Origin of the sequence: Streptomyces sp. NPDC048825 (genome assembly GCF_043198355.1) — a bacterium.
GTDB lineage: Bacteria > Actinomycetota > Actinomycetes > Streptomycetales > Streptomycetaceae > Streptomyces > Streptomyces xiangluensis.
In genome coordinates this window covers 307,711-334,484 of sequence record NZ_JBICUR010000002.1, presented here as the reverse complement: position 1 = coordinate 334,484, position 26,774 = coordinate 307,711, and the positions used below count along the sequence as shown (strand labels likewise).

At 70.5% G+C, this 26,774-nt stretch carries 24 protein-coding genes; 15 read left to right on the top strand and 9 right to left on the bottom strand.

The window, feature by feature from the left end:
- Positions 1–23 precede the first annotated feature (23 nt).
- Positions 24–1,457 (bottom strand): MFS transporter, encoded by a 1,434-nt coding sequence (locus ACGFNK_RS06865; RefSeq protein ID WP_393412683.1) that lies wholly within the window; start codon positions 1,455–1,457, stop codon positions 24–26.
- Between the two features lie 399 nt (positions 1,458–1,856).
- On the opposite strand from ACGFNK_RS06865, the gene ACGFNK_RS06860 reads away from it, so the two are divergent.
- From ACGFNK_RS06860 to ACGFNK_RS06850, 3 genes are all read left to right on the top strand, one after another.
- A complete protein-coding gene (locus tag ACGFNK_RS06860) occupies positions 1,857–2,780 on the top strand; it encodes a DUF3027 domain-containing protein (RefSeq protein ID WP_393412681.1) in 924 nt (307 codons plus the stop codon).
- A gap of 543 nt (positions 2,781–3,323) precedes the next feature.
- Entirely contained in the window at positions 3,324–6,467 is a 3,144-nt protein-coding gene (locus tag ACGFNK_RS06855; RefSeq protein ID WP_393412679.1) for a sacsin N-terminal ATP-binding-like domain-containing protein, read from the top strand.
- 176 nt (positions 6,468–6,643) lie between these two features.
- Positions 6,644–7,570 carry a hypothetical protein gene (locus ACGFNK_RS06850; RefSeq protein ID WP_393412677.1) on the top strand — a complete coding sequence of 309 codons (927 nt, stop codon included), beginning with the start codon at positions 6,644–6,646 and terminating at the stop codon, positions 7,568–7,570.
- 13 nt (positions 7,571–7,583) lie between these two features.
- On the opposite strand, the gene ACGFNK_RS06845 is transcribed toward ACGFNK_RS06850, so the two are convergent.
- Positions 7,584–9,980: an HAD-IC family P-type ATPase gene (locus ACGFNK_RS06845; protein WP_393412675.1), complete on the bottom strand. Its 2,397-nt coding sequence runs from the start codon at positions 9,978–9,980 to the stop codon at positions 7,584–7,586.
- A 152-nt stretch (positions 9,981–10,132) separates the two neighbouring features.
- Here ACGFNK_RS06845 and ACGFNK_RS06840 point away from each other — a divergent pair, with 152 nt between their 5' ends.
- On the top strand, positions 10,133–10,510 hold the full coding sequence (locus ACGFNK_RS06840; RefSeq protein WP_393412673.1) for a DUF2530 domain-containing protein: 378 nt from the start codon (positions 10,133–10,135) through the stop codon (positions 10,508–10,510).
- Positions 10,511–10,557: 47 nt separating this feature from the next.
- Here the strand turns inward: ACGFNK_RS06840 and ACGFNK_RS06835 are convergent, their stop codons facing one another.
- Entirely contained in the window at positions 10,558–10,740 is a 183-nt protein-coding gene (locus tag ACGFNK_RS06835) for a ribbon-helix-helix protein, CopG family (RefSeq protein ID WP_393412672.1), read from the bottom strand.
- Positions 10,741–10,895: 155 nt separating this feature from the next.
- Between ACGFNK_RS06835 and ACGFNK_RS06830 the strand changes: the two genes are divergently transcribed.
- Both ACGFNK_RS06830 and ACGFNK_RS06825 read left to right on the top strand, forming a co-directional pair.
- Positions 10,896–11,333, top strand: a complete 438-nt coding sequence (locus ACGFNK_RS06830; protein WP_393412670.1) for a MarR family winged helix-turn-helix transcriptional regulator — start codon at positions 10,896–10,898, stop codon at positions 11,331–11,333.
- A gap of 122 nt (positions 11,334–11,455) precedes the next feature.
- Positions 11,456–12,832 (top strand): MFS transporter, encoded by a 1,377-nt coding sequence (locus ACGFNK_RS06825; protein WP_393412668.1) that lies wholly within the window; start codon positions 11,456–11,458, stop codon positions 12,830–12,832.
- Between the two features lie 13 nt (positions 12,833–12,845).
- Here ACGFNK_RS06825 and ACGFNK_RS06820 read toward each other — a convergent pair whose 3' ends face one another.
- On the bottom strand, positions 12,846–13,433 hold the full coding sequence (locus ACGFNK_RS06820) for a Uma2 family endonuclease (protein WP_393412666.1): 588 nt from the start codon (positions 13,431–13,433) through the stop codon (positions 12,846–12,848).
- 114 nt (positions 13,434–13,547) lie between these two features.
- Between ACGFNK_RS06820 and thpR the strand changes: the two genes are divergently transcribed.
- Together thpR and ACGFNK_RS06810 are read left to right on the top strand one after the other, a co-directional pair.
- Positions 13,548–14,117, top strand: a complete 570-nt coding sequence (thpR, locus tag ACGFNK_RS06815) for an RNA 2',3'-cyclic phosphodiesterase (RefSeq protein WP_393412664.1) — start codon at positions 13,548–13,550, stop codon at positions 14,115–14,117.
- Between the two features lie 378 nt (positions 14,118–14,495).
- Positions 14,496–15,491, top strand: coding sequence for an aldo/keto reductase (locus tag ACGFNK_RS06810; RefSeq protein WP_393412662.1), 996 nt, complete (start codon positions 14,496–14,498; stop codon positions 15,489–15,491).
- Positions 15,492–15,571: 80 nt separating this feature from the next.
- Here ACGFNK_RS06810 and ACGFNK_RS06805 read toward each other — a convergent pair whose 3' ends face one another.
- Positions 15,572–16,159, bottom strand: a complete 588-nt coding sequence (locus ACGFNK_RS06805) for a Uma2 family endonuclease (RefSeq protein WP_393412660.1) — start codon at positions 16,157–16,159, stop codon at positions 15,572–15,574.
- A gap of 72 nt (positions 16,160–16,231) precedes the next feature.
- Positions 16,232–16,903: an SGNH/GDSL hydrolase family protein gene (locus ACGFNK_RS06800; protein ID WP_393413267.1), complete on the bottom strand. Its 672-nt coding sequence runs from the start codon at positions 16,901–16,903 to the stop codon at positions 16,232–16,234.
- 120 nt (positions 16,904–17,023) lie between these two features.
- On the opposite strand from ACGFNK_RS06800, the gene ACGFNK_RS06795 reads away from it, so the two are divergent.
- Positions 17,024–18,013: a WD40 repeat domain-containing protein gene (locus ACGFNK_RS06795; RefSeq protein ID WP_393412658.1), complete on the top strand. Its 990-nt coding sequence runs from the start codon at positions 17,024–17,026 to the stop codon at positions 18,011–18,013.
- 37 nt (positions 18,014–18,050) lie between these two features.
- Here the strand turns inward: ACGFNK_RS06795 and ACGFNK_RS06790 are convergent, their stop codons facing one another.
- Together ACGFNK_RS06790 and ACGFNK_RS06785 are read right to left on the bottom strand one after the other, a co-directional pair.
- Positions 18,051–18,455 (bottom strand): PPOX class F420-dependent oxidoreductase, encoded by a 405-nt coding sequence (locus ACGFNK_RS06790; protein ID WP_393412656.1) that lies wholly within the window; start codon positions 18,453–18,455, stop codon positions 18,051–18,053.
- A gap of 31 nt (positions 18,456–18,486) precedes the next feature.
- Positions 18,487–19,263 carry a TetR/AcrR family transcriptional regulator gene (locus ACGFNK_RS06785; RefSeq protein WP_393412654.1) on the bottom strand — a complete coding sequence of 259 codons (777 nt, stop codon included), beginning with the start codon at positions 19,261–19,263 and terminating at the stop codon, positions 18,487–18,489.
- 129 nt (positions 19,264–19,392) lie between these two features.
- On the opposite strand from ACGFNK_RS06785, the gene ACGFNK_RS06780 reads away from it, so the two are divergent.
- Positions 19,393–20,397, top strand: coding sequence for an ATP-binding cassette domain-containing protein (locus ACGFNK_RS06780; RefSeq protein WP_393412652.1), 1,005 nt, complete (start codon positions 19,393–19,395; stop codon positions 20,395–20,397).
- Positions 20,394–21,218 (top strand): ABC transporter permease, encoded by an 825-nt coding sequence (locus ACGFNK_RS06775; protein ID WP_393412650.1) that lies wholly within the window; start codon positions 20,394–20,396, stop codon positions 21,216–21,218. Before ACGFNK_RS06780 ends, ACGFNK_RS06775 begins: the two co-directional genes overlap by 4 nt.
- Positions 21,219–21,333: 115 nt before the next feature.
- Here ACGFNK_RS06775 and serC read toward each other — a convergent pair whose 3' ends face one another.
- Complete coding sequence (gene serC / locus ACGFNK_RS06770) at positions 21,334–22,452, bottom strand: phosphoserine transaminase (RefSeq protein WP_393412648.1); 1,119 nt, start codon at positions 22,450–22,452, stop codon at positions 21,334–21,336.
- A 425-nt stretch (positions 22,453–22,877) separates the two neighbouring features.
- Here serC and ACGFNK_RS06765 point away from each other — a divergent pair, with 425 nt between their 5' ends.
- Genes ACGFNK_RS06765 through ACGFNK_RS06750 form a run of 4 tightly spaced genes read left to right on the top strand, consistent with a single transcriptional unit; the run spans position 22,878 to position 26,716 of the window.
- The gene (locus ACGFNK_RS06765; RefSeq protein WP_393412646.1) at positions 22,878–24,656 is read left to right on the top strand and encodes an ATP-binding protein; all 1,779 of its coding nucleotides are present in this window, start codon (positions 22,878–22,880) and stop codon (positions 24,654–24,656) included.
- Positions 24,653–25,069 carry a roadblock/LC7 domain-containing protein gene (locus tag ACGFNK_RS06760; RefSeq protein WP_393412644.1) on the top strand — a complete coding sequence of 139 codons (417 nt, stop codon included), beginning with the start codon at positions 24,653–24,655 and terminating at the stop codon, positions 25,067–25,069. Before ACGFNK_RS06765 ends, ACGFNK_RS06760 begins: the two co-directional genes overlap by 4 nt.
- Entirely contained in the window at positions 25,066–25,422 is a 357-nt protein-coding gene (locus ACGFNK_RS06755) for a DUF742 domain-containing protein (RefSeq protein ID WP_393412642.1), read from the top strand. Before ACGFNK_RS06760 ends, ACGFNK_RS06755 begins: the two co-directional genes overlap by 4 nt.
- Positions 25,358–26,716: a cytochrome P450 gene (locus ACGFNK_RS06750; protein WP_393412641.1), complete on the top strand. Its 1,359-nt coding sequence runs from the start codon at positions 25,358–25,360 to the stop codon at positions 26,714–26,716. Before ACGFNK_RS06755 ends, ACGFNK_RS06750 begins: the two co-directional genes overlap by 65 nt.
- Positions 26,717–26,774: the final 58 nt, after the last annotated feature.

Sequence of the window (26,774 nt, the reverse complement as noted above, 5' to 3'; positions counted from 1 at the left end):
GGGGGGTGCCCCCGCCAACTGGGTCAGGCCACCCGGGCGCGCGGGCGGTCCCCGCGGTGCCGGGCCGCGCTCAGCAGTCCGCGGACCGTGGTGAGCCAGCCGACGGCGACGATGGTGGTGGCCATCGCCATGCCCAGGGTGCCGTTGAGGGGCAGCGCGATGCCGATCGCGCCGCCGACCACCCAGGACATCTGCAGCAGCGTTTCCGAGCGTGCGAAGGCCGATGTACGGACCAGCTCGGGCACGTCACGTTGGATCAGGGCGTCCAGCGACAGCTTGGACAGGGCCTGCGCGAAGCCGGCGAACGCCCCGAGCACCGCCACCACGACCGCCCCGAAGAACGCCGCCGCCGTGATGGCCACCCCGAGCACGACCGCGATCACCGTCACGATGATCACCTCCGGCGCCCGCGATCTCAGGGCCGCCCCGACGGCCGTGCCGAGCGCGTTGCCCACGCCCGCAGCGACGCCCACTATGCCCAGCGAGACGGCCGCGCTCTGGCCCCCGAGCGGATGCTCGCGCAGGAGGAACGCCAGGAAGAAGATCAGGAATCCGGAGAGTCCGCGCAAGGCCGCGTTCGCGGCGAGCGCGTGGGTGACCGCGGGTCCGACCGTACGCAGCCCGGGGCGCTGTGGCGGCTTCAGGTGCGGCCCGTGCAGATGCTGTTCGTCCGCCGCCAGCAGCGCCTTGTCCTCGCCCTTCGCCGAGTCGACCTTGGACGGCAGCGAGAACGACAGGAACGTACCCGCCACGAAGATCACGAACGCCCCGTACAGCGGATAGCGCGGCCCCAGCGCCTGAAGCCCCGCCCCGATCGGCGCCGCCACCCCCGTGGCGAGCAGCCCGCCCAGCGTGACCCGGGAGTTCGCCTTCACCAGCGAGAAGTTGGGCGGCAGCAGGCGTGGCACGACCGCGCTTCTGACGACGCCGTACGCCTTCGACGCCACCAGGACGCCGAGGGCGGCCGGGTACAGCTCGATGCTGCCTGTGACGACCGCGCCCGAGAGCAGCAGGGCCATGAACGCGCGCGCCATGAACGCGCCCGCCATCGCGGCGCGCCGGCCATGCGGGAGGCGGTCCAGGAGAGGGCCGATGACCGGGGCGAGCAGCGTGAACGGAGCCATCGTGATCGCGAGGTACAGGGCCACTCGGCCACGGGCCTCGTCCGTCGGGACCGAGAAGAAGACCGTCGAGGCGAGCGCCACGGTGATCATCATGTCCCCGGCGCCGTTCACCCCGTGCAGCTCGATCAGCTTGCCGAGCCCGGATTCGCCCGCTCCGTGCGCGTGCGTCGCTTTCCGGATGCCCCGAGCCGTCCCCGTGAACGGCAGGTGGAGGGCACGCCCGACGGAACGGAGAGCCCCGCGCACCGGGCCCGCTCCGCTCATCCCGCCACTTCCCTCGGTACCGCCTCCACCAAGTCCGGCGGCACCTTGGGACGACTTCGCGCTTGCCACTCCGTCATAGTGCCCCTTGTTGGGCGGTGATAGTGCGTTACCGCGCGTATGAGGGCCGAGTGGACCGGCCGAGTGGCCCGGTGGGGCCGGCGCGGGAAGCCGACGCGGAGTGCGGAACAACGGCACGCTCCGGCAACGGCTGCCGACTCGGTGTGTGCCCGGCGGCGGCGAGAGGGTAGCGTGCGTAGCGCGCCCCGCGACGGTGGTTCTCGGCCGCGCGCCTGACGGCCATCCCGCAGAATGGATGGTGTAGGTGCGCCCGAGTGCGATCGGGCGCGGACGTCGACGCGGCCCTCCCCCGGTGTCTGAAGGGCCTGGGAGGTGCCCCCAGCCGCTCCGTCCGCACCCCCGGCGAGGGATGGCGCACTCGTGAGACGGCGTAGGAGAGAAGCGATACCTGTGAGCGCGACAACGCGAAGCCGCACCCCCGACCGTCTGTGCGCCGAGGCCGTCGACCTCGCCAGGGCCGCCGCCGAGGAGACCGCCGCGCCCGGTGTCGTCGGGGAGCACTCCGGGCTCGTCTCCGAAGGGGATCGCGTCGTCACGCACTTCTTCGAGTGCAAGGAGCCTGGCTATCGCGGGTGGCGCTGGGCAGTGACCGTCGCGCGGGCCTCGCGGGCCAAGCTCGTCACGCTCGACGAGACGGTGCTGCTGCCTGGGCCTGACGCGCTGCTCGCTCCCGAGTGGGTGCCGTGGAGTGAGCGGCTGCGGCCCGGGGACATGGGGCCGGGGGATCTGCTCCCCACGGACGCGGAGGATCTCCGTCTTGAGCCCGGTTTCACCGGCGAGGACGAGCCCGCGCCGAACTCGCCCGTCTCCGAGGAGATGGCCGAGCTCGTCGAGGCGGAGGACCTCGAGGTGACGGCCGGGGCACCGGCGACGCTGCCCGTCGTGCCCTCCCGTGGTTCGATCGCCGCCGTCGCGGAGGAGCTGGGGCTTCGGCGGGCGCGTGTGCTGTCCCGGTACGGCCTGCACACCGCGGCCGATCGCTGGGAGGACACGCACGGTCCCAAGACCGCGATGGCTCAGGCGGCGCCGGCCTCGTGCGTGAGCTGCGGTTTCCTGTATCCCATCGGTGGGTCGCTTGGGCAGGCGTTCGGTGTCTGCGGCAATGAGTTCTCGCCGGCGGACGGGCGTGTGGTGTCTCTGGCGTACGGGTGTGGGGGGCACTCGGAGGCGGCGGTCATGCCTGCGCCTCCGCGGCCGGCTCCGCCGGTGATCGACGAGACCCGGGTCGACCCGTTCCCCCTTCGTCCATCACCGGACTCGGGGTCCGTGCCGGTCGCCTCGGACGAGTCGTCGGCGGAACTGGGTCACTCCTGACCGCCGGGGTCTGTTGGCGGGGGGTTCCTTTCCCCAGCCCCGCCCCTTCCCGAAACTGGGGCTGCGCCCCAGGCCCCCGCCAGGGGGTGGGGGCTGACAGTTGTGTCGCGGCTGCGGGTGCGTCGTGGCTGGTCGCGCAGTTCCCCGCGCCCCTGACGGGGGCGCTCCCGGAGCCGTCAGTCGTCATGCTCATCAGCCACTACGTGCCCGCAGCCTCCCACCGGCGGGAGGGGCCGTGGGCCGGTGCGTCGTATGCCCGTCGCGTAGGTTCTGTCTCAGGTCACCCGCGCCCTGTATCGGCAAAGGGCCGTATGCCCACCCTGCGACGGGCTGACGCACCGGCCCACGGCCCCGACCCACCACCCACCCAGGGGCGCGGGGCTGTGACATCAGCGGCTCCGCCGCGGGGCGCGACCAGCCACAACGAACCCGCACCCGACAACGAACCCAAACCGCTCAACCGCCGGAGGCAACCGGTACCTTCGGTGCCGCGACCGAAAGGCACCACCCCCGGCCGCACCCCCCGAAGAAGGAGACTGAACCGTGACCAAGTTCGTGCGGCCGGCGGCCGAGGGCGCGGACCCGTTCGGGACGGGGCGGCTGCGGCGTGGGGTGCTGGACGCCTGGGCGGCCAGCCCGGCGCGGTTCCGGGAGGACGCGAACGCCGAGGAGGACCTGGCCCTCGGCGGCTACCGCGACCGACTCGTCGTCGAGCTGGCGCAGAACGCCGCCGACGCCGCGGCCCGCGCCGGCGTTCCGGGCCGCCTCCGCCTCACCCTCCGCGGCGGCGTCCTCGTCGCCGCCAACACCGGCGCCCCTCTCGACGCGGCCGGCGTCGAGTCACTGTCCACCCTCCGTGCCTCCGCCAAGCGCGAGGACCACGAAGGCACGGTCGGCCGTTACGGTGTCGGCTTCGCCTCCGTGCTCGCGGTGACCGACGAGCCCGCCATCGTCGGCCGGCACGGCGGCGCCCGCTGGTCCCTCGCCGAGGCCCGCGAACTCGCCATGGACACCGCCCGCCACACCCCGGGGCTGGGCGACGAGATCCGCCGCCGCGACGGCCATGTGCCCCTGCTGAGGCTGCCGTTCGCCGCCGAGGGCACCGCCCCGGACCCGTACGACACCGTCGTGATCCTCCCGCTGCGCGACCCGGCGGCCCAGGACCTCACCGAACGCCTCCTCGACTCGGTCGACGACGCCCTGCTCCTCGCCCTGCCCGGCCTGGAGGAGGTCGTCGTGGAGACCGGTGAGGGGGACGAGGGCGTACGGACGCTGCGGCGGCACAGCGAAGGCGGCATCGTCACCGTCGAGGACTCGCGGGACGGTACGACGCGCTGGCGCACCGTCTCGGCGTACGGCCCTCTCGAAGCGGCCCTGCTCGCCGACCGACCCGTCGAGGAGCGGCTGCGCCCGCAGTGGTCGGTCACCTGGGCCGTACCCGTCGACGCGGACGGCGCCCCGGCCCGCCCCCGCACCAGCCCCGTCGTCCACGCGCCCACACCCAGCGACGAAGCCCTCGGTGTGCCCGCCCTGCTCATCGCCTCGTTCCCCCTCGACACGACCCGCCGTCATGCCGCCCCCGGCCCGCTGACCGACTTCCTCGTGCAGCGGGCGGCGGACGCGTACGCCGAACTGCTCGCCGACTGGCGGCCGGTCGGCACCGGGATCATCGACCTGGTGCCGGGCCCGCTCGGCAAGGGCGAGCTGGACGGTGCGCTGCGTCAGGCGATCCTGGACCGGTTGCCCCGTACCGCCTTCCTGCCCCCGGCGGTCACCCCGGCCGCGGAGGACACCGACCTGCCGGAAGCGCTCCGGCCCCGCGACGCCGAGGTCGTCGAGTCGGCGGGCGCCGAGACGGTACGCGTACTCGCCGAGGTGCTGCCCAGCCTTCTCCCCGCCGGGCTCGAACGGCGGGTGGAGCTGCGGACGCTGGGCGTCGCGCGCGTACCGCTGACCGAGGCGATCGACCGGCTCGCAGGCCTGGAGAAGGAACCGGGCTGGTGGCGGCGGCTGTACGACAGCCTCGCCGGGGTCGACCCGGACCGGCTCTCGGGACTGCCCGTGCCGCTCGCCGACGGACGTACGACGATCGGTCCTCGCCACATCCTCGTGCCCCTCCCCGACGGCCCCACCCCCCACGACACCTGGGCAGCCACCTCCGAGATCCTCGCCCGCCTGGGCCTCAAGGTCGCCCACCAGGACGCCGCCCACCCCCTCCTGGAGAAGCTCGGCGCCCTGCCCGCCACCCCGCGCGCCATCCTCACCACCCCGCAGGTACGCGCCGCCGTCGCCGCCTCCCTCGACGACGACGCCGGCTGGGACGAGGACGCCCCGGACGCCGAGGAACTCGCGGACACCGTCCTCGCCCTCGTACGCGACGCGGGCCTCGAACCCGGCGACGAACCCTGGCTGGGCGCCCTCGCCCTCCCCGACGACGAGGGCGAACTGGCCCCGGCCGGCGAACTCGTCCTTCCCGGCAGCCCCTTCGCCCAGGTGATGCGCGAAGACGAACTGGCCTCCGTGGACGGTGACTTGGCCGACCGCTGGGGCGAGCAGCCGCTGGCCGCCTGCGGCGTGCTGGCCAACTTCACCCTCGTACGCGCCACCGATGTCGTCCTCGACCCCGACGAACTGGAACCCCGCGAGAGCGACTACGCCGAACCCGACGACGTCGGCCTGCTGGACGCCGTGGACGTCTGGTGCGAGGACGTGCTCGACCGGCTGCCCGACACACCCGTGCCCCCGGTCGCCACGGAGATCACCGCCGTACGGGACCTCGACCTGGTGGACGACGACCGCTGGCCGCAGGCTCTCGCCCTGCTCTCCCGCCCACCCCTGCGCGACGCCCTCACCCAGCCGGTACGCGTCCTGCTCCCGGACGGCACACACGAGATCGTCCGCCCGTACACGGCATGGTGGCTGCGCGGCCACCCGGTCCTCGACGGCCGCCGCCCGGCAGGCCTGCGAGCGGCGGGCGGCGACCCGCTTCTCCATGGCCTGTACGACGCCGCCGACGCAACCGGCTTCGAGGACGAGCAGGTACTACGGGCGCTGGGCGTCCGCACATCGGTGGCCGCTCTGCTCGGCGAACCGGGCGGCGCAGCCGAACTCCTGGACCGCCTGGCGGACCCGGACCGCGAGGTTTCGTCGCCCCAACTGCACGCGCTTTACGGCGCGTTGGCGGACCTGGACCCCGAGCAGGTAACGCTCCCGGACGACCTCCGGGCGGTGCGGGACGGCGAGATCGTGGTCGTGGACGCGGCCGACGCGGTGGTAGTGGACTCCCCGGACCTGCTGCCGTTCACGGCTGGGGTCCCGCTGCTGCCCGTACGGCCCTCACGCGCCGCCGACCTCGCCGAACTGTTCCAGGTACGGCGCCTGAGTGAGTCGGTGACCGGCGAGGTCACCAGCGAGGGCGTCGAGCACGAGGTCCCCGACTCCGTACGCGTCCTGCTCGGACCGTCCACCCCCGAGACGTACGTCGAACACGAGGAACTCTTCATCGACGGCATCGAGATCGACTGGCGCCGCACCCGCGACGGCGTCCTGCACGCCGCCACCCTGGAGGGCATCGCCGCGGGCCTCGCCTGGGCGGCGGGACAGTGGCCACGCCGCTTCGAGGTCGCCGCACTGCTCGAAGACCCGTCAAGGACCGAGGAGCTGGCGCGGGACCGCTGGTTCGACTGAGGAAAGTGGGGCGGCGGCGAGTGATGCGATCTTGATCGCAATTTCATGGAATTTCATCGTCCGTACAACCAATGACCCCTGTAAGGGATCTGATCACTGAGTCAACAGACTCCACGATCACTTGGGCCCCACGTGAAGACGACACCGTGGGGCCCCTTTCTCCGTCAGGGGAACGCATGCGCATTCGAGCCACCGTGGTCGCCGCCTCCGGCGCACTGGCCCTCTCCGCCCTCGCCCTTCCGTCCGCGCAGGCGGACGACGCCGCCGCCTCCCGCGCGGACGTCGTCGACATCCGGGAAGCCGCCCACGCCGCTTCCTCCGGCGACACCGCGTTCAGCACCGCCGCCGCGGCGGCGGACGAGCCTTACGCGATGGACGTCACCTTCTCGAACTTCAAGATCGCTTCGGCGATCAAGGTCGGCACCACCAACCAGGTCACCGTGCCGGTCACCTACACCATGACCCACGGCGCCGACGTCGACATCACCGCCGGGGACTTCTTCACCGACCCCTACATCTACAAGGGTTCGTTCGACACCCCGGACAACGTCCTCATGGGCGACGAGTCGGCCACCTGCACCGCCACCTCCTCGACCACCGCCACCTGCAAGGGCACCATCGACGTCTACCCGGCCTACGGCGACCTGATCAACTCCGACGCCGGCAGCTGGAAGGGCGGCGCGATGGCCATGGCCTTCAACGGCCAGGATCCGTCCAGCGACTCCTTCGACATCAGCCAGGTCGGTTACGCGGATCAGGGCGACCTCGCCTCCACAAAGGTCCAGCGCTACTCAAGGCTGACCGTCAACGCGAGCCCCGAGCCGGTCTACAAGGGCAGGACCCTGACCGCCACCGGCAAGCTGACCCGCGCCAACTGGGAGACCAACACCTACAAGGGCTATACCAACCAGCCGGTCAAGCTGCAGTTCCGCAAGGCGGGCACCAGCACGTACACCACCGTCAAGACGGTGTACTCGGACGCGTACGGCAACGTGAAGGCGACCACCACCGCCAACTACGACGGCTACTGGCGCTTCCGTTTCGAGGGCACCTCGACCACCCCGGCTGTCTCCGCCACGGGTGACTACGTCGACGTGCGATAGTCCGGCGGGAGCTCTACGCGGGAAAGCGGCGGTCCACCCACTTCCAGAGAAGCTCCAAGGTGGCCGCCGCGACCACCGCGATCCCGACGGCAGTCCACGGCATGGGCGCCCCCACCAGCTTCAAAGCGAAGAAGTCCTGGAGCCACGGCACAACTAGCACCAGCAGAAAGCCGGCCCCCATAGTCGCAACCAGCCCCACCCGCCACCACGTATACGGCCGGGCGATGATCGCCAGCACCCACATGGAGATCAGAAACAGCGTCAACGTCGCCGCACTGGTCTCCGCAGCCAAGGACCCCGGCCCGCTGTAGTACCCCCGAGCAACCAGATACGTGGCGAAGGTGGCAAACGCGGCAACCGCACCACCGGGAATCGCATACCGCATCACCCGCCGCACAAAATGCGGCCGAGCCCGCTCCTTGTTGGGCGCGAGCGCAAGAAAGAACGCCGGCACCCCGATCGTCAGGGTCGACAGCAGCGTCAGATGCCGGGGCAGGAACGGATACTCGACCTGCGAGATCACCACCATGATCGCCAGCAGTACCGAGTACACCGTCTTGACGAGGAACAGCGTCGCGACCCGGGTGATGTTGCCGATCACCCGCCGCCCCTCCGCGACCACGGAGGGAAGCGTCGCGAAACTGTTGTTGAGCAGCACGATCTGCGCCACGGCCCGCGTGGCCTCCGACCCGGACCCCATGGAGACGCCGATGTCGGCGTCCTTGAGGGCGAGCACGTCGTTCACACCGTCGCCGGTCATGGCGACGGTGTGCCCGCGTGACTGGAGCGCGCCCACCATGTCCCGCTTCTGCTGCGGGGTGACCCGCCCGAAGACGGTGCCCGAGTCCAGCGCCTCGGCCATCTCGTCCTGCTGGGCGGGCAGCAGGCGCGCGTCCACGACGTTCCCCGTGAGCCCCAGCTTTCCGGCCACCGCGCCAACGGACACCGCGTTGTCGCCGGAGATGACCTTGGCCCGTACGTTCTGCTCGTCGAAGTACCGCAGTGTGTCCGCGGCGTCAGGCCGCAGCCGCTGCTCCAGGACGACCAGGGCGGTGGGCTCGGCGCCCTCGGCGACCGAGGGATCGTCCAGCTCGCGCCCGGCCCGGGCCAGCAGCAGCACCCGCAGCCCCTCTTCGTTGAGCCGCTCGGTCTCGGTGAGCGCCGGGTCCCCGTCGGGCAGCAGTACGTCGGGCGCCCCGAGCAGCCACGTACTCGACTCGCCGTCGCCCTCGCTGAAGGACGCCCCGCTGTATTTGCGTGCCGAGGAAAACGGCAGTGCCTGAAGGCATCGCCAGTTCGCGCCGTTCGGGTAGGTGTCGATGATCGCCTGCAAGGACGCGTTCGGCCGCGGGTCGGAGTCCCCGAGCGCGCCGAGGACGGTGCGTACGTACGTCTCGTCGTTGCCGTCCAGCGCACGCAGCTCGCGGACGTCCATGCCGCCCTCGGTCAGCGTGCCCGTCTTGTCGAGGCAGACGGTGTCGACGCGGGCGAGACCTTCGATGGCGGGGAGTTCCTGAACGAGGCACTGCTTGCGGCCGAGCCGGATGACGCCGATCGCGAAGGCCACCGACGTCAGCAGCACAAGACCCTCGGGGACCATCGGGACGATGCCGCCGACGGTCCGCGCGACCGAGTCCTTGAAGTCGTTGTCCTTGACGACGAGCTGGCTGATGATGAGGCCGATCGCCGTCGGGACCATCATCCACGTCACGTACTTGAGGATCGTGGAGATACCGGAACGCAGCTCGGAGTGGACCAGCGTGAACCGGCTCGCCTCCTCGGCGAGCTGCGCCGCGTACGCCTCGCGCCCCACCTTCGTGGCGGTGAACGCGCCGCCGCCCGCCACCACGAAGCTGCCCGACATGACCTGGTCGCCGGGCTGCTTGACGACCGGGTCCGCCTCACCGGTGAGCAGTGACTCGTCGATCTCCAGGCTGTCCGTCTCGACGCACTCGCCGTCCACGACGATCTTGTCGCCGGGCCCGATCTCGATCAGGTCCCCGAGCACGATCTCGGAGGTGCTGACCTCCGCCGCGGCCCCGTCCCTGCGTACGGTCGGCCGTGCCTCGCCGATCACCGCGAGCGAGTCCAGGGTCTTCTTCGCGCGCCACTCCTGGATGATGCCGATGCCCGTGTTCGCGAGGATCACAAAGCCGAACAGGCTGTCCTGGATCGGTGCGACGGACAGCATGATCACCCAGAGGACGCCGATGATCGCGTTGAAGCGGGTGAAGACGTTCGCGCGGACGATGTCGACCGTGGAGCGGCTGCTGCGCACGGGGACGTCGTTGACCTCGCCCCGGGCCACCCGCTCGGCGACCTCGGCGGCGGTCAGGCCTCTTGCCCGGGGGAGGGGAGCCGGCACAGGGTGCACGGGATCGAGTTCGGCGCCCGCGTCGATGTGCGTCATGCAGACGACGGTACGGGGGGATTTGGGGCACCACACGCCCAGAGAGGCAAAGATCCGACCAGGGGAGGACGGGAACGCGGGGAAATGGTGCCGTAGTTGTACGGGGCGCCCAGGGCCCGGGGGTCGCCCCGTAACCCCCGTAAGCTGTCCCCATGGCGAAGTGGACACCCAGGCACGAGGCACCGGAACCCCTTGAGGGGCCCGTTGTCGCCACCATCACGGGTGGCACGGTCCTCTGGTTCGTCCTCTTCCTGGCGCAGCTTCCCTTCTACGGCTGGTTCGACGACCGCGGGTATCTGTGGTGGCTGTGGACGTGCCTGGCCGGCGGAGGACTCGGGTTCATCGGCATCTGGTACGTACGCAGGCGGGACGCGGCGATCAAGCGCGCAGCGGCCGAGGCCGAGGCCGAGCCTGACACCGATGCCCGGACGGATGCCGCTGCCGATGCGGGAGCCCAGGCGGATGCCGCTGCCGATGCGGGCGCCGATTCCACCGCCACCGCGGCGGAGGACCGTCACGTAACCCCGTAGGGCCGTCACGTAACCCCGTAGGGCCGTCACGTAACCCCGTAGGGCCGTCACGTAACCCCGTAGAACCTCTCCGTCTTCTCGACCGCGGTCTGGAACCGCGCGTCGAAGTCATCCCGGACGAGCATCTGGACGACATAGTCCTGGACGCTCATTCCCCGTTTCGCCGCACGGTCCCGGAGCCGTTCGAGCAGCTCCTTGTCCATCCGCAGACTGAGCACGCTGGTCCCCATGTGTACGAGGGTTGCGCCCGTCGGCCATGGCGGGGGTCATTTTTCGGCGCGAGCTCACTCATATGGGTGACGGCAGGGTTCAGTGTCCGGGGTCACGGGCATAGGGCGGGCGTCCGGGTGGTATTTAGCGAGAGTAATGAGTTACCCTAAACAACATGCCTGACCTCACCCATGGCGACGATGTTGCCGCCGTGAACTCTCTGCGATCCGCCGTGATGCGCCTGTCGCGCCGACTCAAGCACCAGCGGGTCGACGAGTCGCTGAGCCCGACCGAGATGTCGGTACTCGGCACCCTGGCCCGCTGCGGCACCGCCACGCCGGGCGAGCTCGCCCGCAAGGAACATGTGCAGCCGCCCTCGATGACCCGCATCGTCGCCTTGCTCGAAGCCAAGGGACTGGTCAGGCTGGAGCCGCATCCCGACGACCGGCGCCAGAAGGTCGTCACGCAGACCGAGCGCGCCGAGGCGATGCTCGAGGAGAGCCGCCGCAAGCGGAACGTGTGGCTGGCCGGACTGGTCGACGGTCTCGACGAGGACGACTGGGCCAAGCTCCGCGAGGCCGCGCCCGTCCTGGAGAAGCTGGCGCACCTGTAGCCGTACGGGCCGTACTGCACAGCCGTACCCAGCCCCTGTAGTCGTAAGCCCGCCCGTCTCCCACCGCCACCCTCGACCGAGACCCCGCGGGCCGCACCCCTAGTCAAAGGAGGCGAACCCTGTTGAGTACGGGACCCGGAGCAACCTCCGCCCCCGGACCGAACACCCCCGATTCCCCCGCCGCCGTCACCGCAACAGCCCAGTCGGCCAAGTCGTCGACCTTCAGCTCACTGCGCATCCGGAACTACCGGCTCTTCGCCAGTGGAGCCATCGTCTCCAACACCGGCACCTGGATGTCCCGCATCACCCAGGACTGGCTGGTGCTGAGCCTGACCGGCTCCTCGGCCGCGGTCGGCATCACGACCGCGCTGCAGTTCCTGCCGATGCTGCTCTTCGGTCTGTACGGCGGAGTCATCGCCGACCGCTACCCCAAGCGCCGCATGCTGTTCTTCACCCAGGGCGCGCTCGGCCTGTGCGGTCTCGCGCTCGCCGTGCTCACGCTCAGCGGCCAGGTGCAGGTCTGGCACGTGTATCTGATCGCGTTCCTGCTCGGCATGGTCACCGTCGTCGACAACCCGACCCGGCAGACCTTCGTCTCCGAGATGGTCGGCCCCGGCCAGGTACGCAACGCCGTCAGCCTCAACTCGGCCAACTTCCACTCCGCCCGCCTCATCGGCCCCGCCGTCGCGGGCGTCCTGATCTCGACGGTCGGCAGCGGCTGGGCCTTCCTGATCAACGGCCTCGCCTTCCTCGCCCCCATCACCGGCCTGCTCCTGATGCGCACGGGCGAGCTGCACAAGGTGGAGCGGGTGCCGCGCGGCAAGGGCCAGCTGCGCGAGGGCCTGCACTACGTGGCCTCCCGGCCCGAACTGATCTGGCCGATCGTGCTCATCGGGTTCGTCGGCACCTTCGGTTTCAACTTCCCCATCTGGCTCACCGCGTTCGCCGACGAGGTCTACCACGCGGGCGCCGGTACGTACGGCTTCCTCAACACCCTCATGGCGGTCGGCTCGGTCGCCGGAGCTCTGCTCACCGCCCGCCGCGGCTCGGTGCGGCTGCGGATCCTGGTGGGCGCGGCCCTGCTGTTCGGCGCGCTGGAGATCGCTGCGGCGCTGTCACCGTCGTACTGGCTCTTCGCCCTGCTCATGATCCCCACCGGCATGGCGGCCCTGACCGTGAACACCACCGCCAACGCCAGCGTCCAGATGGCCACCGACCCGGCCATGCGCGGCCGCGTCATGAGCCTGTTCATGATGGTCTTCGTCGGCGGTACGCCGCTGGGGGCGCCCATCGTCGGCTGGATCACCGACACGTTCGGCGCCCGCGTCGGCTTCGCGTTCGGCGGTCTGATCTCGCTGCTCGCGGCGGCGACGGTGGGCCTGATCCTCGCCCGCGTCGGCGGCCTGCGGCTGTCGGTGGGCTGGCACCACGGTCATCCGCGGGTCCGCTTCGTGCCGCGGGAGGAGAAGCCGGAGCGGGAGCTGGCGAGGGTGGCGTAGGGCGGGCCCGTACTCAGTCGCGGGGGAACTCGTCGGTCTTGAGGACGAGGCCGACCACGGTGTCGGTGAGGTCGACGTCGTCACCGAAGTCGACCTTCGTCTCGGTGGTGTACTCGCCGTTCTTGGGGCGGGTGTAGAGGTGGCAGCGGCCTTGGTAGGGATCGGCGATGAGGTAGACGGGGACTTCGGCCAGGGCATATGCGGCCATCTTCGGCTCGTAGTCGTTGCGGGCGGTGTCCTTGGAGATGACCTCGGCGATGAACTCGACGTCCTGATAGCGCAGGCGGCCCTTCTCGTCCGGCTCGAAACCCTCCGCGAGGGCCGCCACGTCGGCCGCGAACCCGTTGAGATGCCCGGGGAAGTCGATACGGACGTCGGACATCAGGCGCTGCCTCGGATACCGGGCGCACAGCTGGGCGAGGATGTCGAAGATGACCTGCCAGTGCGTGCGGCGCTGCGGCGACATGAAGATGTTCCCCCCGACGATCTCAACCTTGTATCCCTCGGGGACGGGCATCTTCTCCAGCCACTCGAACATCGCGTCGAGCGTGAGTTCGCCGCTGTCTTCAGCCATCGCGATCCTGTCTTCAAGGACGGTCATCGTGGCGCTCCTCCCCGGCTGCGACTCGTTCGAGTCCAGCCGGGCAGTACAACGATACGCACGGTGACCGGGTCACGCTCCGGCGCGAAGGCGCACACCGGGGAGACTGGCCCCATGAGACTCTTCGCCGCCGTGCTGCCACCGGAGGATGTGACCGCCGAAGTCGCCGTGGTCGTCGACGAGCTGGGGAAGCTGCCGGGTGCCGAAGGCCTGCGCTGGACGGGCCGCCCCGGCTGGCACTTCACGCTCGCGTTCTACGGCGAGGTCGACGACGCGCTCGTACCGGATCTGTCGGCGAGGCTTGAGCGGGCGGCGCACCGGACGGATCCGTTCGCGCTGGAACTGCGGGGAGGGGGCCACTTCGGGCGCCGGGCGCTGTGGATCGGCGCGACCGGCGACGTCCGTACGATGCGGCTGCTCGCCGAGCGCTCGGAGGCGGCGGCGCGCAAGGCGGGCGTCCCGATGGAGGAGCACCGCGCTTACCGTCCGCACCTCACCGTCGCCCGGAGCCGGGGCCCGGCGGACTTCGCGCCGTACACCGCCCTGCTGAACGACTTTTCCGGGCGCCCGTGGACCGTGGGCGAGCTGCGCCTGGTCCGCAGCAACCTTCCCAGGTCGGGCGTACCGGGCGAACGCCCCCGCTACGAGACGCTCGCCCGCTGGGCCCTCGGCTCGGGCGACTGAGGCCGTCCGGTTACGCTCGACCACGTGGACCCGAAGACACGTAACCGGATCATGGCCGGCGTACTGGTGCTGATGCTCGTGGTGGTGGCGCTGGCGGCGGCGCTCGGCGGTCAGTAGCCGACTCGGCAAGCGGCAGCGAGCGGTGCCGCGCGGCCGCCGCATCAGCGGCATCCGCGCGGTCGAGCCGTCGAGGCTGCCGCGCGCCTGCACAGGTCCGCCGGGTGACCGTCACGCGTGCACAACCGGCCAGGTAGGCCGAGGAGTTGTGCACAGTCGGCGGCGGCGGGGGCGCACCGATGCACAGTCGGGTTCGGTGACGTGGCCGGGGGACGGGACGCCCTTGCTTCGAGTGGACTCCAGGGCGTTGGCTGTTGCCTCATGGAGTACACGCAGCTCGGACGTACCGGACTCAAGGTCAGCCGACTCGTCCTCGGCACCATGAACTTCGGCCCGCAGACCGACGAACCCGACAGTCACGCCATCATGGACGCCGCACTGGACGCGGGTCTGAACTTCTTCGACACGGCCAATGTCTACGGGTGGGGCGAGAACAAGGGCCGTACGGAAACGATCATCGGGAACTGGTTCGCGAAGGGCGGTGACCGCCGCGACAAGGTGGTCCTGGCCACCAAGGTCTACGGCAACATGGCCGCGGACGGTGCCGGCCCCTGGCCCAACCACGACAAGCTCTCCGCGCTCAACATCCGGCGCGCGGTGGACGCTTCGCTCAAGCGGCTGCAGACCGACTACATCGACCTCTACCAGTTCCATCACATCGACCGCCGCACTCCCTTCGAGGAGATCTGGCAGGCGATCGACACTCTCGTCCAGCAGGGGAAGATCCTTTACGTGGGGTCCTCCAACTTCCCCGGCTACAAGATCGCCCAGGCCAACGAGATCGCCGCCCGCCGCCACGGCACGATCGGCCTCGTCAGCGAGCAGTGCCTCTACAACCTCGCCGAGCGCCGCGCCGAGATGGAGGTCATCCCCGCCGCGCAGGACTACGGCCTGGGCGTCATCCCCTGGTCCCCGCTGCACGGCGGTCTGCTCGGCGGCGTCATCAAGAAGGAGGTCGAGGGAGGCCGACGCGCAAGCGGCCGGGCCGCCGACGCCCTCGCCAACAGCGCCATGCGCGCGCAGATCCAGGCGTACGAGGACCTGCTCGACAAGCACGGCATCGAACCGGGAGAGGCAGGCCTCGCCTGGCTCCTGACCCGCCCGGGCGTGACGGGCCCGATCGTCGGCCCGCGCACGGCCGAACAGCTCGACTCCGCCCTGCGGGCCGTCGAGCTGGAGTTGAGCGATGAGCTGCTGACCGGCCTGGACGAGATCTTCCCGGGGCCCGGGCCGTCGCCGGAGGCGTTCGCGTGGTGACGGCGTAGGCCGACTGCCGGGGCGTGGCCTGCGCGGTGGGTAGGGGCTGGCGCGAGGCGGCAGCCCCTACCCACCGATCCTCAGTCGCGGGGGAACTTGTCGGTCTTCAGGGTGAGGCCGAGGGGGGTGGCGGTCATGTCCACGGCTACGCCGAAGGCGACAGAGAGTTCGCTGAAATACTCGCCGTCTTTCGGCTGGGTGAAAAGGTGGCACCTGCCCTGGTACGGATCGGCGATGAGGTAGACGGGGACCTCGGCGAGCGCGTACGCGGCCTTCTTGGGGCCATAGTCGTTGGAACCCGTGCCCTGGGAGATGACCTCCGCGACGAACTCGACGTCCTCGTAACGCCAGCGGCCTTCGTCGTCCTGCTCCGCGGAGTCGCTGAGCTTGGCCACGTCCGGGCAGAAGCCGTTCTCGTGGCCAGGGAAGTCGATCCGGACGTCCGAGAAGACTCTGACGTCCCGTCCGAACTTGTCTTCGACGGCCTGCACGATGCGGCGGATGATCTCCCAATGGGTGCTGCGCTGCGGCGTCATATGGACGGTGCCCCCGACGATCTCGACCCTGAATCCTTCGGGGACGGGCATCCGATCAAGGCGCTCGAACCACTCGTCCAGGCGCTTGGTGTTGGCGTCGGCCATCGCGATCCTGTCGTCAAGGACGGTCATCGTGGCGCTCCTCCCCGGCTGTCACCCGGTCGAGTGCAGCCGCGCAGTACAACGATACGCACGGTGACCAGGTCACGCGTACGGCTCGCCCAAGTCCCAGGCCTGGTACATCGCTTCGGCGAAAGCGGCCGCGATCTTGTGCTCGCCCGAGGCGTTCGGGTGGGTGCCGTCGTGTGTGTCCAGATTGAGGTCGTACGACTCCGGGGCCGAGGCCAGCAGCAGCGGGGACGACGGCTCGTCCAGGTCCGCGACCGCCTTCGCCAGCAGCTCGTTGAAGCGGGCGACCTCGGCGGCGAAGGCGGCGTCCGAGTCCGCCCTCACGTTCGGGATCACCGGGAGGAAGACCATCGCCACGCGGGGGTTGGCCGAGCGGGCCTCCGCGATGAAGGAGCGGGCGTGCGCCGCTGTCCGGTCCGAGTCCGTGTAGAAGCCCAGGTCGATCAGGCCCAGCGAGACCAGCAGGACGTCCGCCCGTTGTGTGCGTACCGCCTCGGCGATCAGCGGGGTCATGTGGTGCCAGCCCTCGCCCCAGCCCGCCAGGTGGGAACGGGGGAACTCCGGGTCGGCGTACTCGTACGAGTCGGCGGTGTCCGTCGCCTTGTCGTAGAGCGTCTCGCGTGGGCCGACGATGCGGAACGGGCCGCCGTACGTCGCGCGCAAGTGCTGCCACATCCGGTAACGCCATGTGTGTTCGCCCGCGCTGCCGATGGTCTGGGAGTCGCCTACGGGCATGAACCTGAGCATCCGCTCATCATCCTTGACCACGGCGAGAGATCCCTGCCAGATCCCTGATCAAAGCGCGATCAGGGGTGTGAAGCTGAACACCCTGCGTGAACGCCCGGCGGGGATGGCACGCTTGGGGGCATGCGCCGTTCGCCGTCGTTACTCGCCTCAGCCCTGCTCGTCCTCGCGCTCGGCGCGCCCGCCGCCGTCGCCGCCGACGGCGACGACGGTTCGGAGGGGTTCACGATCAAGGACCCGGGGATCACCGAGTCCAGCGGCCTCGCCGCCTCCCGCCAGCACAAGGGCATCTACTGGACCCACAACGACCAGGACGAGGGCGCCTACCTCTACGCCATCGACAGCAAGACCGGCGACACCGTCGCGACGATCACCATGACCGGCGTGGGCACCCCGCGCGACATCGAGGCCGTCTCCATCGGCCCGGACAACGAGATCTACGTCGGCGACATCGGCGACAACGACGGTGTGCAGTGGTCCTATGTGTGGGTCTATCACCTGCCCGAGCCCAAGCAGCTCAAGGACCAGACGATCCGGGCCACGCAGTACGTGGTGAAGTACTCCGACGGCCCCCGCGACGCCGAGTCGCTCGTCGTGCACCCCAGGACCGGGCGCGTCTACATCATCGACAAGCAGGAGGACGGCGGGCACCTGTACGACGGGCCGGCGCAGCTCTCCGCCTCCGGCACGAACGTCTTCAAGCCCATCGCCCCCATCGACCTGTGGACCACCGACGCCGCTTTCTCCCCGGACGGCCAACAGCTCGCCGTACGCGGCTACTTCGGCGGGATCGCGTACGAGTGGAACGACGGGAAGCCGAAGCGACAGGGCCGGCTGAGCGTGCCGCTCCAGGGGCAGGGCGAGTCGGTGACGTACACCCCGGACGGGTCCACGCTGCTGTACGGGACCGAGGGGGAGGAGAGTCCCGTCGAGCCCGGCAGCGTCCCCGGCGCGGAGGACGGCAAGTCCCCCTCGGAGGACGGGAGTTCGGCCGCCGACGGGGACGGTGCCGGTGACGGGCCCGACGACAACCTCAAGATGGCCGCCATCGCTCTCGGCGCAGGGCTCGTCGTCATCTACGGGCTCAAGCGGCTGCTGAGGCGCGGGTCCTGACCGGCTCACCGGTGCCGGACGCAGCCGGGCGCGCGCCTCACTTCCCCATCGGCCGCACCTGGTAGTGCAACGTCGGCGTTCGCATCACCTTGTGGGCGACCGGCACGAGGACGCCCTGCAGGAACGGGTGCTTGCGGCGCAGCAGCTTCGCCGCGTGTCTGTCCTCCCAGCTGCCGTGCTCCAGCAGCCGGGTCCGGGCGTGGATCTGTGGCCCGACGGGGGCGCCGCGCGGGGTGGCGGGGGCGAGCTCCACCTCCGGGTTGTTGCGCAGCCGCTTGACCTTCGACGCCTTGCCGGGCGTACGGAAGTACGCGTGGTCGCCGTCCACGACGAGATTCACGGGAGTGCCTACGCCTGTGCCGTCCCTCTTGTGGGTGGTCAGCAGGGCGGCCCACTGCCTGGCGAAGGGGATGAGCTCGGGGCGCGTGACGGGAATGCTCATGCCTCCATAGACGCACCGACCGGCCTGTTTGTCACCCGTTGCTGTGCCGGGCTTCGCTGCGCCGGGCGACGAGCGATTCGAGCCCGTCCAGGAGCCGCTGCAGCCCGAACTCGAAGTGGTCGAATTCGGTGCCGAAGGCGTCTTCGCTGAGCGAGGCGAGGACGGGGTATCGGCCACTGGTCATGGCTTTCTCCAGGACCGGGGCCTGGGCCTCCCAGAACTCCGTGTCCGTCAGACCCGACTTCCGCTCCGCCTCCTTCTGGTACAGCTGCGTGCGGGCGGCCCCGATGACGTACCCGTCGATCATGATGATCGCCGAGACCAGCTCGGGGTCGGTCAGGCCCATGGGCTTGATGCGGGCGAGCACCATCTCCATGCCGTCGAGGGCGCCGGGGCCGAGCACCGGACGGGTCTGGTTCACCTGGAGCAGCCAGGGGTGGCGGCGGTAGAGGGCGAGGGTCTCGCGGCCCAGGGCCTCCAGGGTCGCGCGCCAGTCCTCGCCGAGCGCGGCCTCGTCCCCGGACGGGCGCTGAACGCGGTCCAGCATCAGGTCGAGCAGCTCGCCCTTGCCGGGGACGTAGCGGTACAGGGACATCGTGCCGGTGCCGAGCTCCGTGGAGAGCCGGCGCATCGACACCGCCTCCAGGCCCTCCGCGTCCGCGATCTGGATGGCCGCTTCCACGATCCGGTCGAGCGTCAGTCCCGGTTTCGGGCCGCGACTGGGGCGTTTGCCCGTGTCCCACAGCAGGTGGAGGGTGCGGACGATGTCTCCGCTGCCACTGGTTTCCGGACCCGACGTGCTCGCCATGTGCATCAGGATAATCCCTTGGACCAGAAACTGGGTACGGTGTACTCTCAAAAGGGTACGGCGTACTCAGTTTGGGTTGCCGCAGGGCTTTCAGGGTTCAGGCTTTCTGGATTCACGGGAGGGGTGCACATGAGCGGTTACGCGGTCCGGGCCGAGGGGCTCGAGAAGAGGTACGGGGAGAAGCGGGCTCTCGACGGCTTCGACCTGGCGGTGCGGGAGGGAACCGTCCACGGCCTGCTCGGGCCGAACGGCGCGGGCAAGACCACCGCCGTCCGCATCCTGTCGACGCTCATCAGGCTCGACGGCGGGCAGGCGCAGGTGGCCGGGCTGGACGTGGCACGGCAGCCGCGGGACGTACGGGCACGGATCGGCCTCACCGGTCAGTACGCGGCTGTGGACGAGGTGCTGACGGGGCGGCAGAACCTGGAGATGTTCGGTCGGCTGTTCCACCTGGGCGGACGCGGGGCGCGCCTGCGGGCCGGTGAGCTTCTGGAACAGTTCGACCTGGTCGACGCGGCCGACAAGGGAGTCGGCAAGTACAGCGGAGGCATGCGGCGCCGCCTGGACCTCGCCGCCTCGATGATCCTCACCCCGACCGTGCTGTTCCTGGACGAGCCGACGACCGGGCTCGATCCCCGTGGCCGGGGTGAAGTCTGGGATTCCGTACGGGCGTTGGTGGCGGGCGGCACGACCGTCCTGCTGACCACCCAGTATCTGGACGAGGCCGACAAGCTCGCTTCGCACATCACCGTGATCGACCAGGGGCGGGCCATCGCCGACGACACCCCGGAGGGACTGAAGAACACGGTGGGCGGCGACCGTATCGAGGTCGTCCTCGCCGACCGCGCCGACATCCCGCGGACCGTGAAGGTCATCGCCAAGGTCTCCGACGCCGAACCGGAGACGGACGAGACCGAGCTGAAGGTGCACGCGCCGGTGACCGACCGGGTGCTCGCCCTCACCGAGGTGGCGCGCACGCTTCAGGACGAGGGCGTCCCGGTGGAGGACATCGGGCTGCGCAGGCCGAGCCTCGACGACGTGTTCCTGCGCCTGACGGGACACCGCACGGACGTTTCCCAGGACCCCCAGGACCCCAAGGACTCCAAGGACCCCAAGGAAGGGGCGGTGGCATGAGCGCACTCGACCTGACGACCGGACAGAGCAGCCACGGTCGTGCCTACTGGGCCCTCGCCGACTGCTGGAACATCGTCCGCCGCGGCCTCACCCACTACCAGCGCCAACCCATCAACATCGCCTGGATGCTGGGCTTCCCGATCCTCTCCGTCCTCCTCTACGGGTACGTCTTCGGCAGCGCGATGAAGGTGCCCGGCGGTGGGGACTACAAGGACTTCCTGATGCCCGGCATGTTCGTGATGACGATGGCCTTCGGCTTCATCAACACCGCGACGCTCGTCGTGTACGACTCCACCAACGGCGTCATCGACCGCTTCCGCTCCATGCCCATGGCGCCGTCCGCGGTCGTCGCCGGACGCGGTGCCACCGATCTGATCATGGCCTGCGCGGAGCTGACCATCCTGATGCTCACCGCGATCGCCATGGGCTGGCGACCGGACGGCGGCCTCGACTTCCTGCTCGCCTTCGGCCTGCTGCTGTGGCTACGGCTCTCCCTGATCTGGCTCGGCGTATGGCTGGGCCTCCTGGTCCCCAACCCGGAGGCGGCGGGCGGCCTGTTCGCGGTCGCCTTCCCGCTGACCATGATCTCCAGCATCTTCGTCGCCCCCCAGCTGATGCCGGACTGGCTGGGCTTCGTAGCGGCGTGGAACCCGATCTCGTCGACGGCCGCGGCCACGCGCGAGCTGTTCGGCACCCCGGTCGGCAGCGGCGACTCGTGGGTCGAGCAGCACGCGCTGCTGATGTCGGGGGTATGGCCGGTGATCCTGACGGCGATCTTCGTGCCGCTGGCGGTACGCAGGTTCCAGAAGCTGAGCAGGTGATTTCTGCGGTACGCAAAGGGGGGCGCCCGGCACTGGGAAAGTGCCGGGCGCCCCCCTTTGCGTACGAGATCGATATCCGCGTACCCGAGTACGAACCAGATGCGAACCTGAGTGGTCAGAGCCGCTCGATGACGTAGTCGATGCACTTCGTCAGGGCCTCGATGTCCGCCGGGTCGATCGCCGGGAACATCGCGACGCGAAGCTGGTTGCGGCCGAGCTTGCGGTACGGCTCGGTGTCGACGATGCCGTTGGCGCGCAGGACCTTGGCGACGGCGGCGGCGTCGACCTCGTCCGAGAAGTCGATCGTGCCGATGACCTGGGAGCGCTTGGCGGGGTCGGTGACGAACGGGTTGGCGTACTTGAGGTCTTCGGCCCAGCCGTAGAGGGTGCGGGCGGAGGTGGCGGTGCGGCGGACCGACCAGTCCAGGCCGCCCTGGCCGTTGAGCCACTCCAACTGGTCGTTGAGGAGGAAGAGGGTGGCGAGGGCCGGGGTGTTGTACGTCTGGTTCTTGCGGGAGTTGTCGATCGCGGTGGGGAGCGAGAAGAACTCCGGTACGTGGCGGCCGCTGGCGTGGATTCGCTCGGCGCGCTCGATGGCGGCCGGGGAGAAGACGCCGATCCAGAGGCCGCCGTCGGCGGCGAAGGACTTCTGCGGGGCGAAGTAGTAGACGTCCGTCTCGGCGATGTCGACGGGGAGGCCGCCGGCGCCGCTCGTCGCGTCCACGAGTACCAGCGCGCCCTCGTCGGCACCCTGGACCCGCTTGAGGGGGGCCGCGACGCCGGTCGAGGTCTCGTTGTGGGTGAACGCGTACACGTCCACGCCCGCCTCCGCCTGCGGGTCCGGGTGCGTGCCCGGGTCGCTCGCGATGACGGTCGGCTCGGCCAGCCAGGGGGCGAGCTTCGCGGCCTTCGCGAACTTGGACGAGAACTCGCCGAAGCTCAGGTGCTGCGACTTGTTCTCGATCAGCCCGTGGGTCGCGACGTCCCAGAACGCGGTGGAGCCGCCGTTGCCGAGGATGACCTCGTACCCCTCGGGGAGGGAGAAGAGGTCGCGCACGCCTTCGCGGACCTTGCCGACCAGGTTCTTGACCGGGGCCTGGCGGTGGGACGTACCCATGAGAGACGTACCGGTGGCGGCCAGCGCGTCCAGCGCCTCCGTCCGCACCTTGGAGGGGCCCGAGCCGAATCGTCCGTCGGCGGGCTTCATGTCAGCGGGAATCTGGATCTCAGCCACGTGGGGAGCCTATCCGCTCCCGGAAACCTGGGCGAAACGTCGTCCGTCGGGTGAGACGGGTGAACCCCGACGCGAGACGAACGCGCCGGGTTTCGACGAAAGGCCCGGACAGGGGCTCTCGTCGACTCAAAGTCGCTGCCGTCCGGTCGCGCCTGGTGGACGACGAAGTCGGGAGCGAGGATCTCGTCGGCCTGGCTGAAGTCGCCGCGCCACAGCTCGGCCGAGCGGCCCTACAACTCGCGAAGCCGGGCCACCGCACAACCTCAGCACGAGGCCGGAAAGGGCTGACCGTCTGGCGGACCCGTGCCCGAGTTGTGAAGGCGACTCCCGAACCTTCCCAGTACGATCACGAACTCCCATATAGTGACCGCCAGTTGAGCACCAGGTGTCGCATCCCGCCCAGGACACGACCGAGGACACGATTCATGACCGCGCCCATCCCTCCAGCGCGCCCCAGCCGAGATCGGCCGTCCCTCGCGCACCCCAGAGGCGAACGTCCCAGCCTGCGTGCCGTCGCGCCCGCGCCGCTGATCACCGCCGTACCGGCCGCGCTCGCCGTCGTCGGAGCGGTCGTCGCAGCCCCAGAATCGTTCCGCGTGCCTCTGGCGTGCGGTGCGGCCGCCGCCGCCCTGCTGTTATGCGTGGTCGTCGCCTTCGCGAGCCACGCCACGCAGAAGGCGCGCCTGTTACGCAGCCGCCTCGAAGCCGTCACCGACGACGCCGGGCGGCTGCTTCAGGAACGGGCGCGTATCGCCGAGGAGTCCACCCGCGAACAGGCACGGCTCACCGAGGAGTTCGAGCGTGAACGTGTACACGAGGCCGATCAGTTCACCCAGGAGAAGACGCGCCTGAGTGGCGAACTCGCCCAGGAGCGCGCTCGCCTCGGCGCGGAGAACGCCCGTCTGGCCCAGGAGTTGCGCCGGACCAGGACCGAGGGCGGCGCCGCCGTCTCGGCCGCCGCCAACGCCGCCGGGCGGATGCAGGCCCTGGCCACGAGCATGCTCGCCGATCTGCGGGCCATGGAGGAGAAGCACTCCGACGAGGACGTACTCACCGACCTCCTCCACCTCGACCACCGCACCGCCCAGGCGGGCCGTCTCGCCGACTCCGTCGCCGTCCTCGCGGGCGCGCGTTCGGGGCGCCGCTGGGCGCGGCCCATCGTCATGGAGTCGATCCTGCGCGGCGCGATGGGCCGGATCGGTGGCTACCAGCGCGTCCGCCTCCACTCGGCCAGCGAGGCCGCGGTCGCCGGGCACGCCGCCGAAGGCGTGATGCACGCGCTCGCCGAACTCCTCGACAACGCCGCGAACTTCTCGCCGCCCACCGCCGAAGTGCACGTCTACGTAGAGGAAGTGCCGGCCGGCGTCATCGTCTCCGTCGAGGACGCGGGCTTGGTCATGGGCGACGTACAGCTGCGCCGCGCCGAACGCGCCGTCGCCGGTGAGCACGCCGGGCTCGGCGGCCTCACCGGCACCCGTCTCGGCCTCTCCGTCGTCGGCCGCCTCGCCCGCAAGTACGGGCTGAAGATCTCCTTCCGCCCCTCCGCGCGCGGCGGCACGGGCGTCCTCGTCCTCATCCCCCAGGACATCCTCGCGGGCCCGGCCGCCACCGAGCCCGCCCCCGCCCTGCCGCGGACCAAGCCCGGGGGCCAGATCCAGGCCCAGGCCCGGACCCCGAAGGCATACGGCCTCACCGGACCCGCCGCCCCGGAATCCGCGCCCGCCTCGCCGCGGACCACGCCAGGGCTCCCGGTCCCGGTCCCGGCCCACACCCCGGAGTCGTACGCCACTGCCCGCGCCCTCCCCGACCTGGACCCGGAGCCCGTCCCCACCCACGAGTCCCCGGACCGCACCGGCGAGAGCGAGACCAGGAACAACAGCGACACCACCAGCGGCCTCCCCAAGCGCCGCCGAGGCCGCACCCTTGCCGAAGCCCAAGCCGCCGCCGAGGCTGACGCCGAACGCGCCCGCCCCGCAGCCGCCACCCCCTCACCTCGCCTCACCCACGCCGAGAACGCCCGCATCCGCGCCGCCCGCTTCGGCACCTTCCGCCAGGCCGTACGGGGCGCGGCGGCGAACGAGGCCGTACGAGCCGATGCCGCCGATCACGGCGTACGAGACACCACGCCCGTCACCGAGCCGACCGCGACCCCCCAAGCCCCCGCCCACGCGACCCCCCACCCGGAAGGCGACCCCACCCCATGAACGGCACCACCGCGACCGTGACCGCCGACGAGAAGCTCAGCTGGCTCATCGAGGGCCTGCTGGAACGCACTTCGGGCGCCCGGCACGCGCTCGTGCTCTCCCGCGACGGGCTGAAGCTGTGCCGTACGGGAGGGCTCACCGCGGACCAGGCCGACCAACTCGCCGCGATCGCCGCCGGGATCCAGTCGCTGACCCACGGGGCGTCCATGGAGTTCGGGGACGGCAGCGGGGGCATCCGGTCGGCGATGGCCGAGTTCTACGGCGGGGTGCTGTTCATCGTCGAGGCGGGCTCGGGCGTACACCTCGCCGTGGTCACCGACGAAGAGGCGGACGCCGGAGTCGTCGGGCACAACATGAGCGAGTTCGTGGAACAGCTCGGCGGACACCTGAACGCGCTGCCGCGTACGTCATGAGCCGCCCGGGCAGGGACGACGCGCCCGACCGGCTCTACACCCTCACCGGAGGGCGCAGCCGGTCCGCGCCCGACACCCCGTTCGACCTGGTCACGCTGATCGTCGCCGAGTGCGATCCGGCGCCGGGCATGCAGTCCGAGCACGCGGCGATCCTGCGGCTGTGCGAGCGGCCGACGGCGGTCGTGGAGCTCGCCGCCGAGCTGCGGCTACCGCTGAGCATCACCCGGATCCTCCTCTCCGACCTCCTTGCCGGGGGCCGCGTCCGCGCCCGCCATCCGCGCCGGGGCGATGCGGGCGGCGCCCCCGATCCCGACGTACTGGAGCAGGTGCTCGTTGGACTCCGAAACCTCTGAAACCTCACGAATCGCCCCCGGGCCCTCCGGAACGTCTGGAGCCTCTGGAACCTCTGGAGCCTCTGGAACCTCTGCGACGGAACCCGTTGCCCTCGGCGGGCACCGGTTCCAGGCCGAACCCGCCGCGCTGTACCGGGAGTTGCGGCGCGAGCACGGTGCCGTGGCGCCGGTGCTGCTCGACGGTGACGTACCGGCGTGGCTCGTCCTCGGCTATCGCGAGCTGCACCAGGTCACCGGTGATCCCGTGCTGTTCAGCCGGGACTCCGACCTGTGGAGCCAGTGGCCGCGCATCCCCGACGACTGGCCGCTGCTGCCGATGATCGGCCGTAAGCAGCCGTCGATCCTCTACACCGTCGGCGAGCGGCACCGCGACCGCGCCGCGATGATCAGCGACGCGCTCGAAGCCGTCGACGCCTTCGAACTGCGGGGCCACGCCGAGAAGTTCGCCGACGAGCTGATCGACGCGATCTGCGCCAAGGGCGAGACGGACATCGTCGCGGACTACGCGACGCTGCTGCCCGTGCGCGTACTGGCGACCCTGTACGGGTTCGCCGAAGAGCAGGGGCCCGGCCTGGTCACCGCCCTCAACGACATGATCAACGGGCGCGAGAACGCCCTCGCGGGGCAGCGGCATCTCGCCACGTCCATGGCGCGACTGGTCGCGGACCGGGCGGCGCGGCCCGCGGACGACGTGGTGAGCCGCATGCTGGCCGACGGCTCGGGCTTCACGTACGAGGAGATCACGCAGGACCTGATGGTGATGATGGCCGCGGGCCATCAGCCGACGGCGGACTGGATCGGCAACTCGTTGCGGCTGATGCTGACGGACGAGCGCTTCGCGGCCTCGCTGTTCGGCGGCAGGCACAGTGTCGCCGAGGCCATGAACGAGGTGCTGTGGGAGGACACTCCCACGCAGAACGTGGCGGGCCGCTGGGCCTCCCGCGACACCCAGCTCGGCGGTCGCCGCATCAGCGCGGGCGATCTGCTGCTGCTCGGCCTCCAGGCCGCCAACAGCGACCCGCAGGTGCGCGTCGACGGCTCCGCCCTCACCGGCGGCAACAGCGCGCACTTCTCCTTCGGCCACGGCGAGCACCGCTGCCCGTTCCCGGCCCGGGAGGTCGCGGAGGTCATCGCGCGTACGGGCATCGAGGTGATCCTCGACCGGCTGCCCGACCTCGACCTGGCCGTACCGGCCGACTCGCTCACGCGCCGTCCGTCGCCGTGGCTGCGGGGCCTGACGGAACTGCCGGTGAGATTCACGCCGAGGCACGCACTGGGCGGCAGCACACTCTGACCGCCACAGCCACTGCAAGCGCCGTACGAACCGACCGCCGTACGACCGACCTTGGAGG

What these genes read in the sequence shown, in the direction of transcription:
- ACGFNK_RS06840 (WP_393412673.1), top strand. Translation starts at nt 10,133, where the DNA reads ATGGCGAAGTGGACACCCAGGCACGAGGCACCGGAACCCCTTGAGGGG.
- thpR (WP_393412664.1), top strand. Translation starts at nt 13,548, where the DNA reads ATGAGACTCTTCGCCGCCGTGCTGCCACCGGAGGATGTGACCGCCGAA.
- ACGFNK_RS06765 (WP_393412646.1), top strand. Translation starts at nt 22,878, where the DNA reads ATGACCGCGCCCATCCCTCCAGCGCGCCCCAGCCGAGATCGGCCGTCC.
- ACGFNK_RS06850 (WP_393412677.1), top strand. Translation starts at nt 6,644, where the DNA reads ATGCGCATTCGAGCCACCGTGGTCGCCGCCTCCGGCGCACTGGCCCTC.
- ACGFNK_RS06845 (WP_393412675.1), bottom strand. Translation starts at nt 9,980, where the DNA reads ATGACGCACATCGACGCGGGCGCCGAACTCGATCCCGTGCACCCTGTG.
- ACGFNK_RS06790 (WP_393412656.1), bottom strand. Translation starts at nt 18,455, where the DNA reads ATGAGCATTCCCGTCACGCGCCCCGAGCTCATCCCCTTCGCCAGGCAG.
- ACGFNK_RS06810 (WP_393412662.1), top strand. Translation starts at nt 14,496, where the DNA reads ATGGAGTACACGCAGCTCGGACGTACCGGACTCAAGGTCAGCCGACTC.
- ACGFNK_RS06760 (WP_393412644.1), top strand. Translation starts at nt 24,653, where the DNA reads ATGAACGGCACCACCGCGACCGTGACCGCCGACGAGAAGCTCAGCTGG.
- ACGFNK_RS06750 (WP_393412641.1), top strand. Translation starts at nt 25,358, where the DNA reads ATGCGGGCGGCGCCCCCGATCCCGACGTACTGGAGCAGGTGCTCGTTG.
- ACGFNK_RS06785 (WP_393412654.1), bottom strand. Translation starts at nt 19,263, where the DNA reads ATGGCGAGCACGTCGGGTCCGGAAACCAGTGGCAGCGGAGACATCGTC.
- ACGFNK_RS06805 (WP_393412660.1), bottom strand. Translation starts at nt 16,159, where the DNA reads ATGACCGTCCTTGACGACAGGATCGCGATGGCCGACGCCAACACCAAG.
- ACGFNK_RS06775 (WP_393412650.1), top strand. Translation starts at nt 20,394, where the DNA reads ATGAGCGCACTCGACCTGACGACCGGACAGAGCAGCCACGGTCGTGCC.
- ACGFNK_RS06795 (WP_393412658.1), top strand. Translation starts at nt 17,024, where the DNA reads ATGCGCCGTTCGCCGTCGTTACTCGCCTCAGCCCTGCTCGTCCTCGCG.
- ACGFNK_RS06780 (WP_393412652.1), top strand. Translation starts at nt 19,393, where the DNA reads ATGAGCGGTTACGCGGTCCGGGCCGAGGGGCTCGAGAAGAGGTACGGG.
- ACGFNK_RS06800 (WP_393413267.1), bottom strand. Translation starts at nt 16,903, where the DNA reads ATGCTCAGGTTCATGCCCGTAGGCGACTCCCAGACCATCGGCAGCGCG.
- ACGFNK_RS06820 (WP_393412666.1), bottom strand. Translation starts at nt 13,433, where the DNA reads ATGACCGTCCTTGAAGACAGGATCGCGATGGCTGAAGACAGCGGCGAA.
- ACGFNK_RS06755 (WP_393412642.1), top strand. Translation starts at nt 25,066, where the DNA reads ATGAGCCGCCCGGGCAGGGACGACGCGCCCGACCGGCTCTACACCCTC.
- ACGFNK_RS06835 (WP_393412672.1), bottom strand. Translation starts at nt 10,740, where the DNA reads ATGGGGACCAGCGTGCTCAGTCTGCGGATGGACAAGGAGCTGCTCGAA.
- ACGFNK_RS06830 (WP_393412670.1), top strand. Translation starts at nt 10,896, where the DNA reads ATGCCTGACCTCACCCATGGCGACGATGTTGCCGCCGTGAACTCTCTG.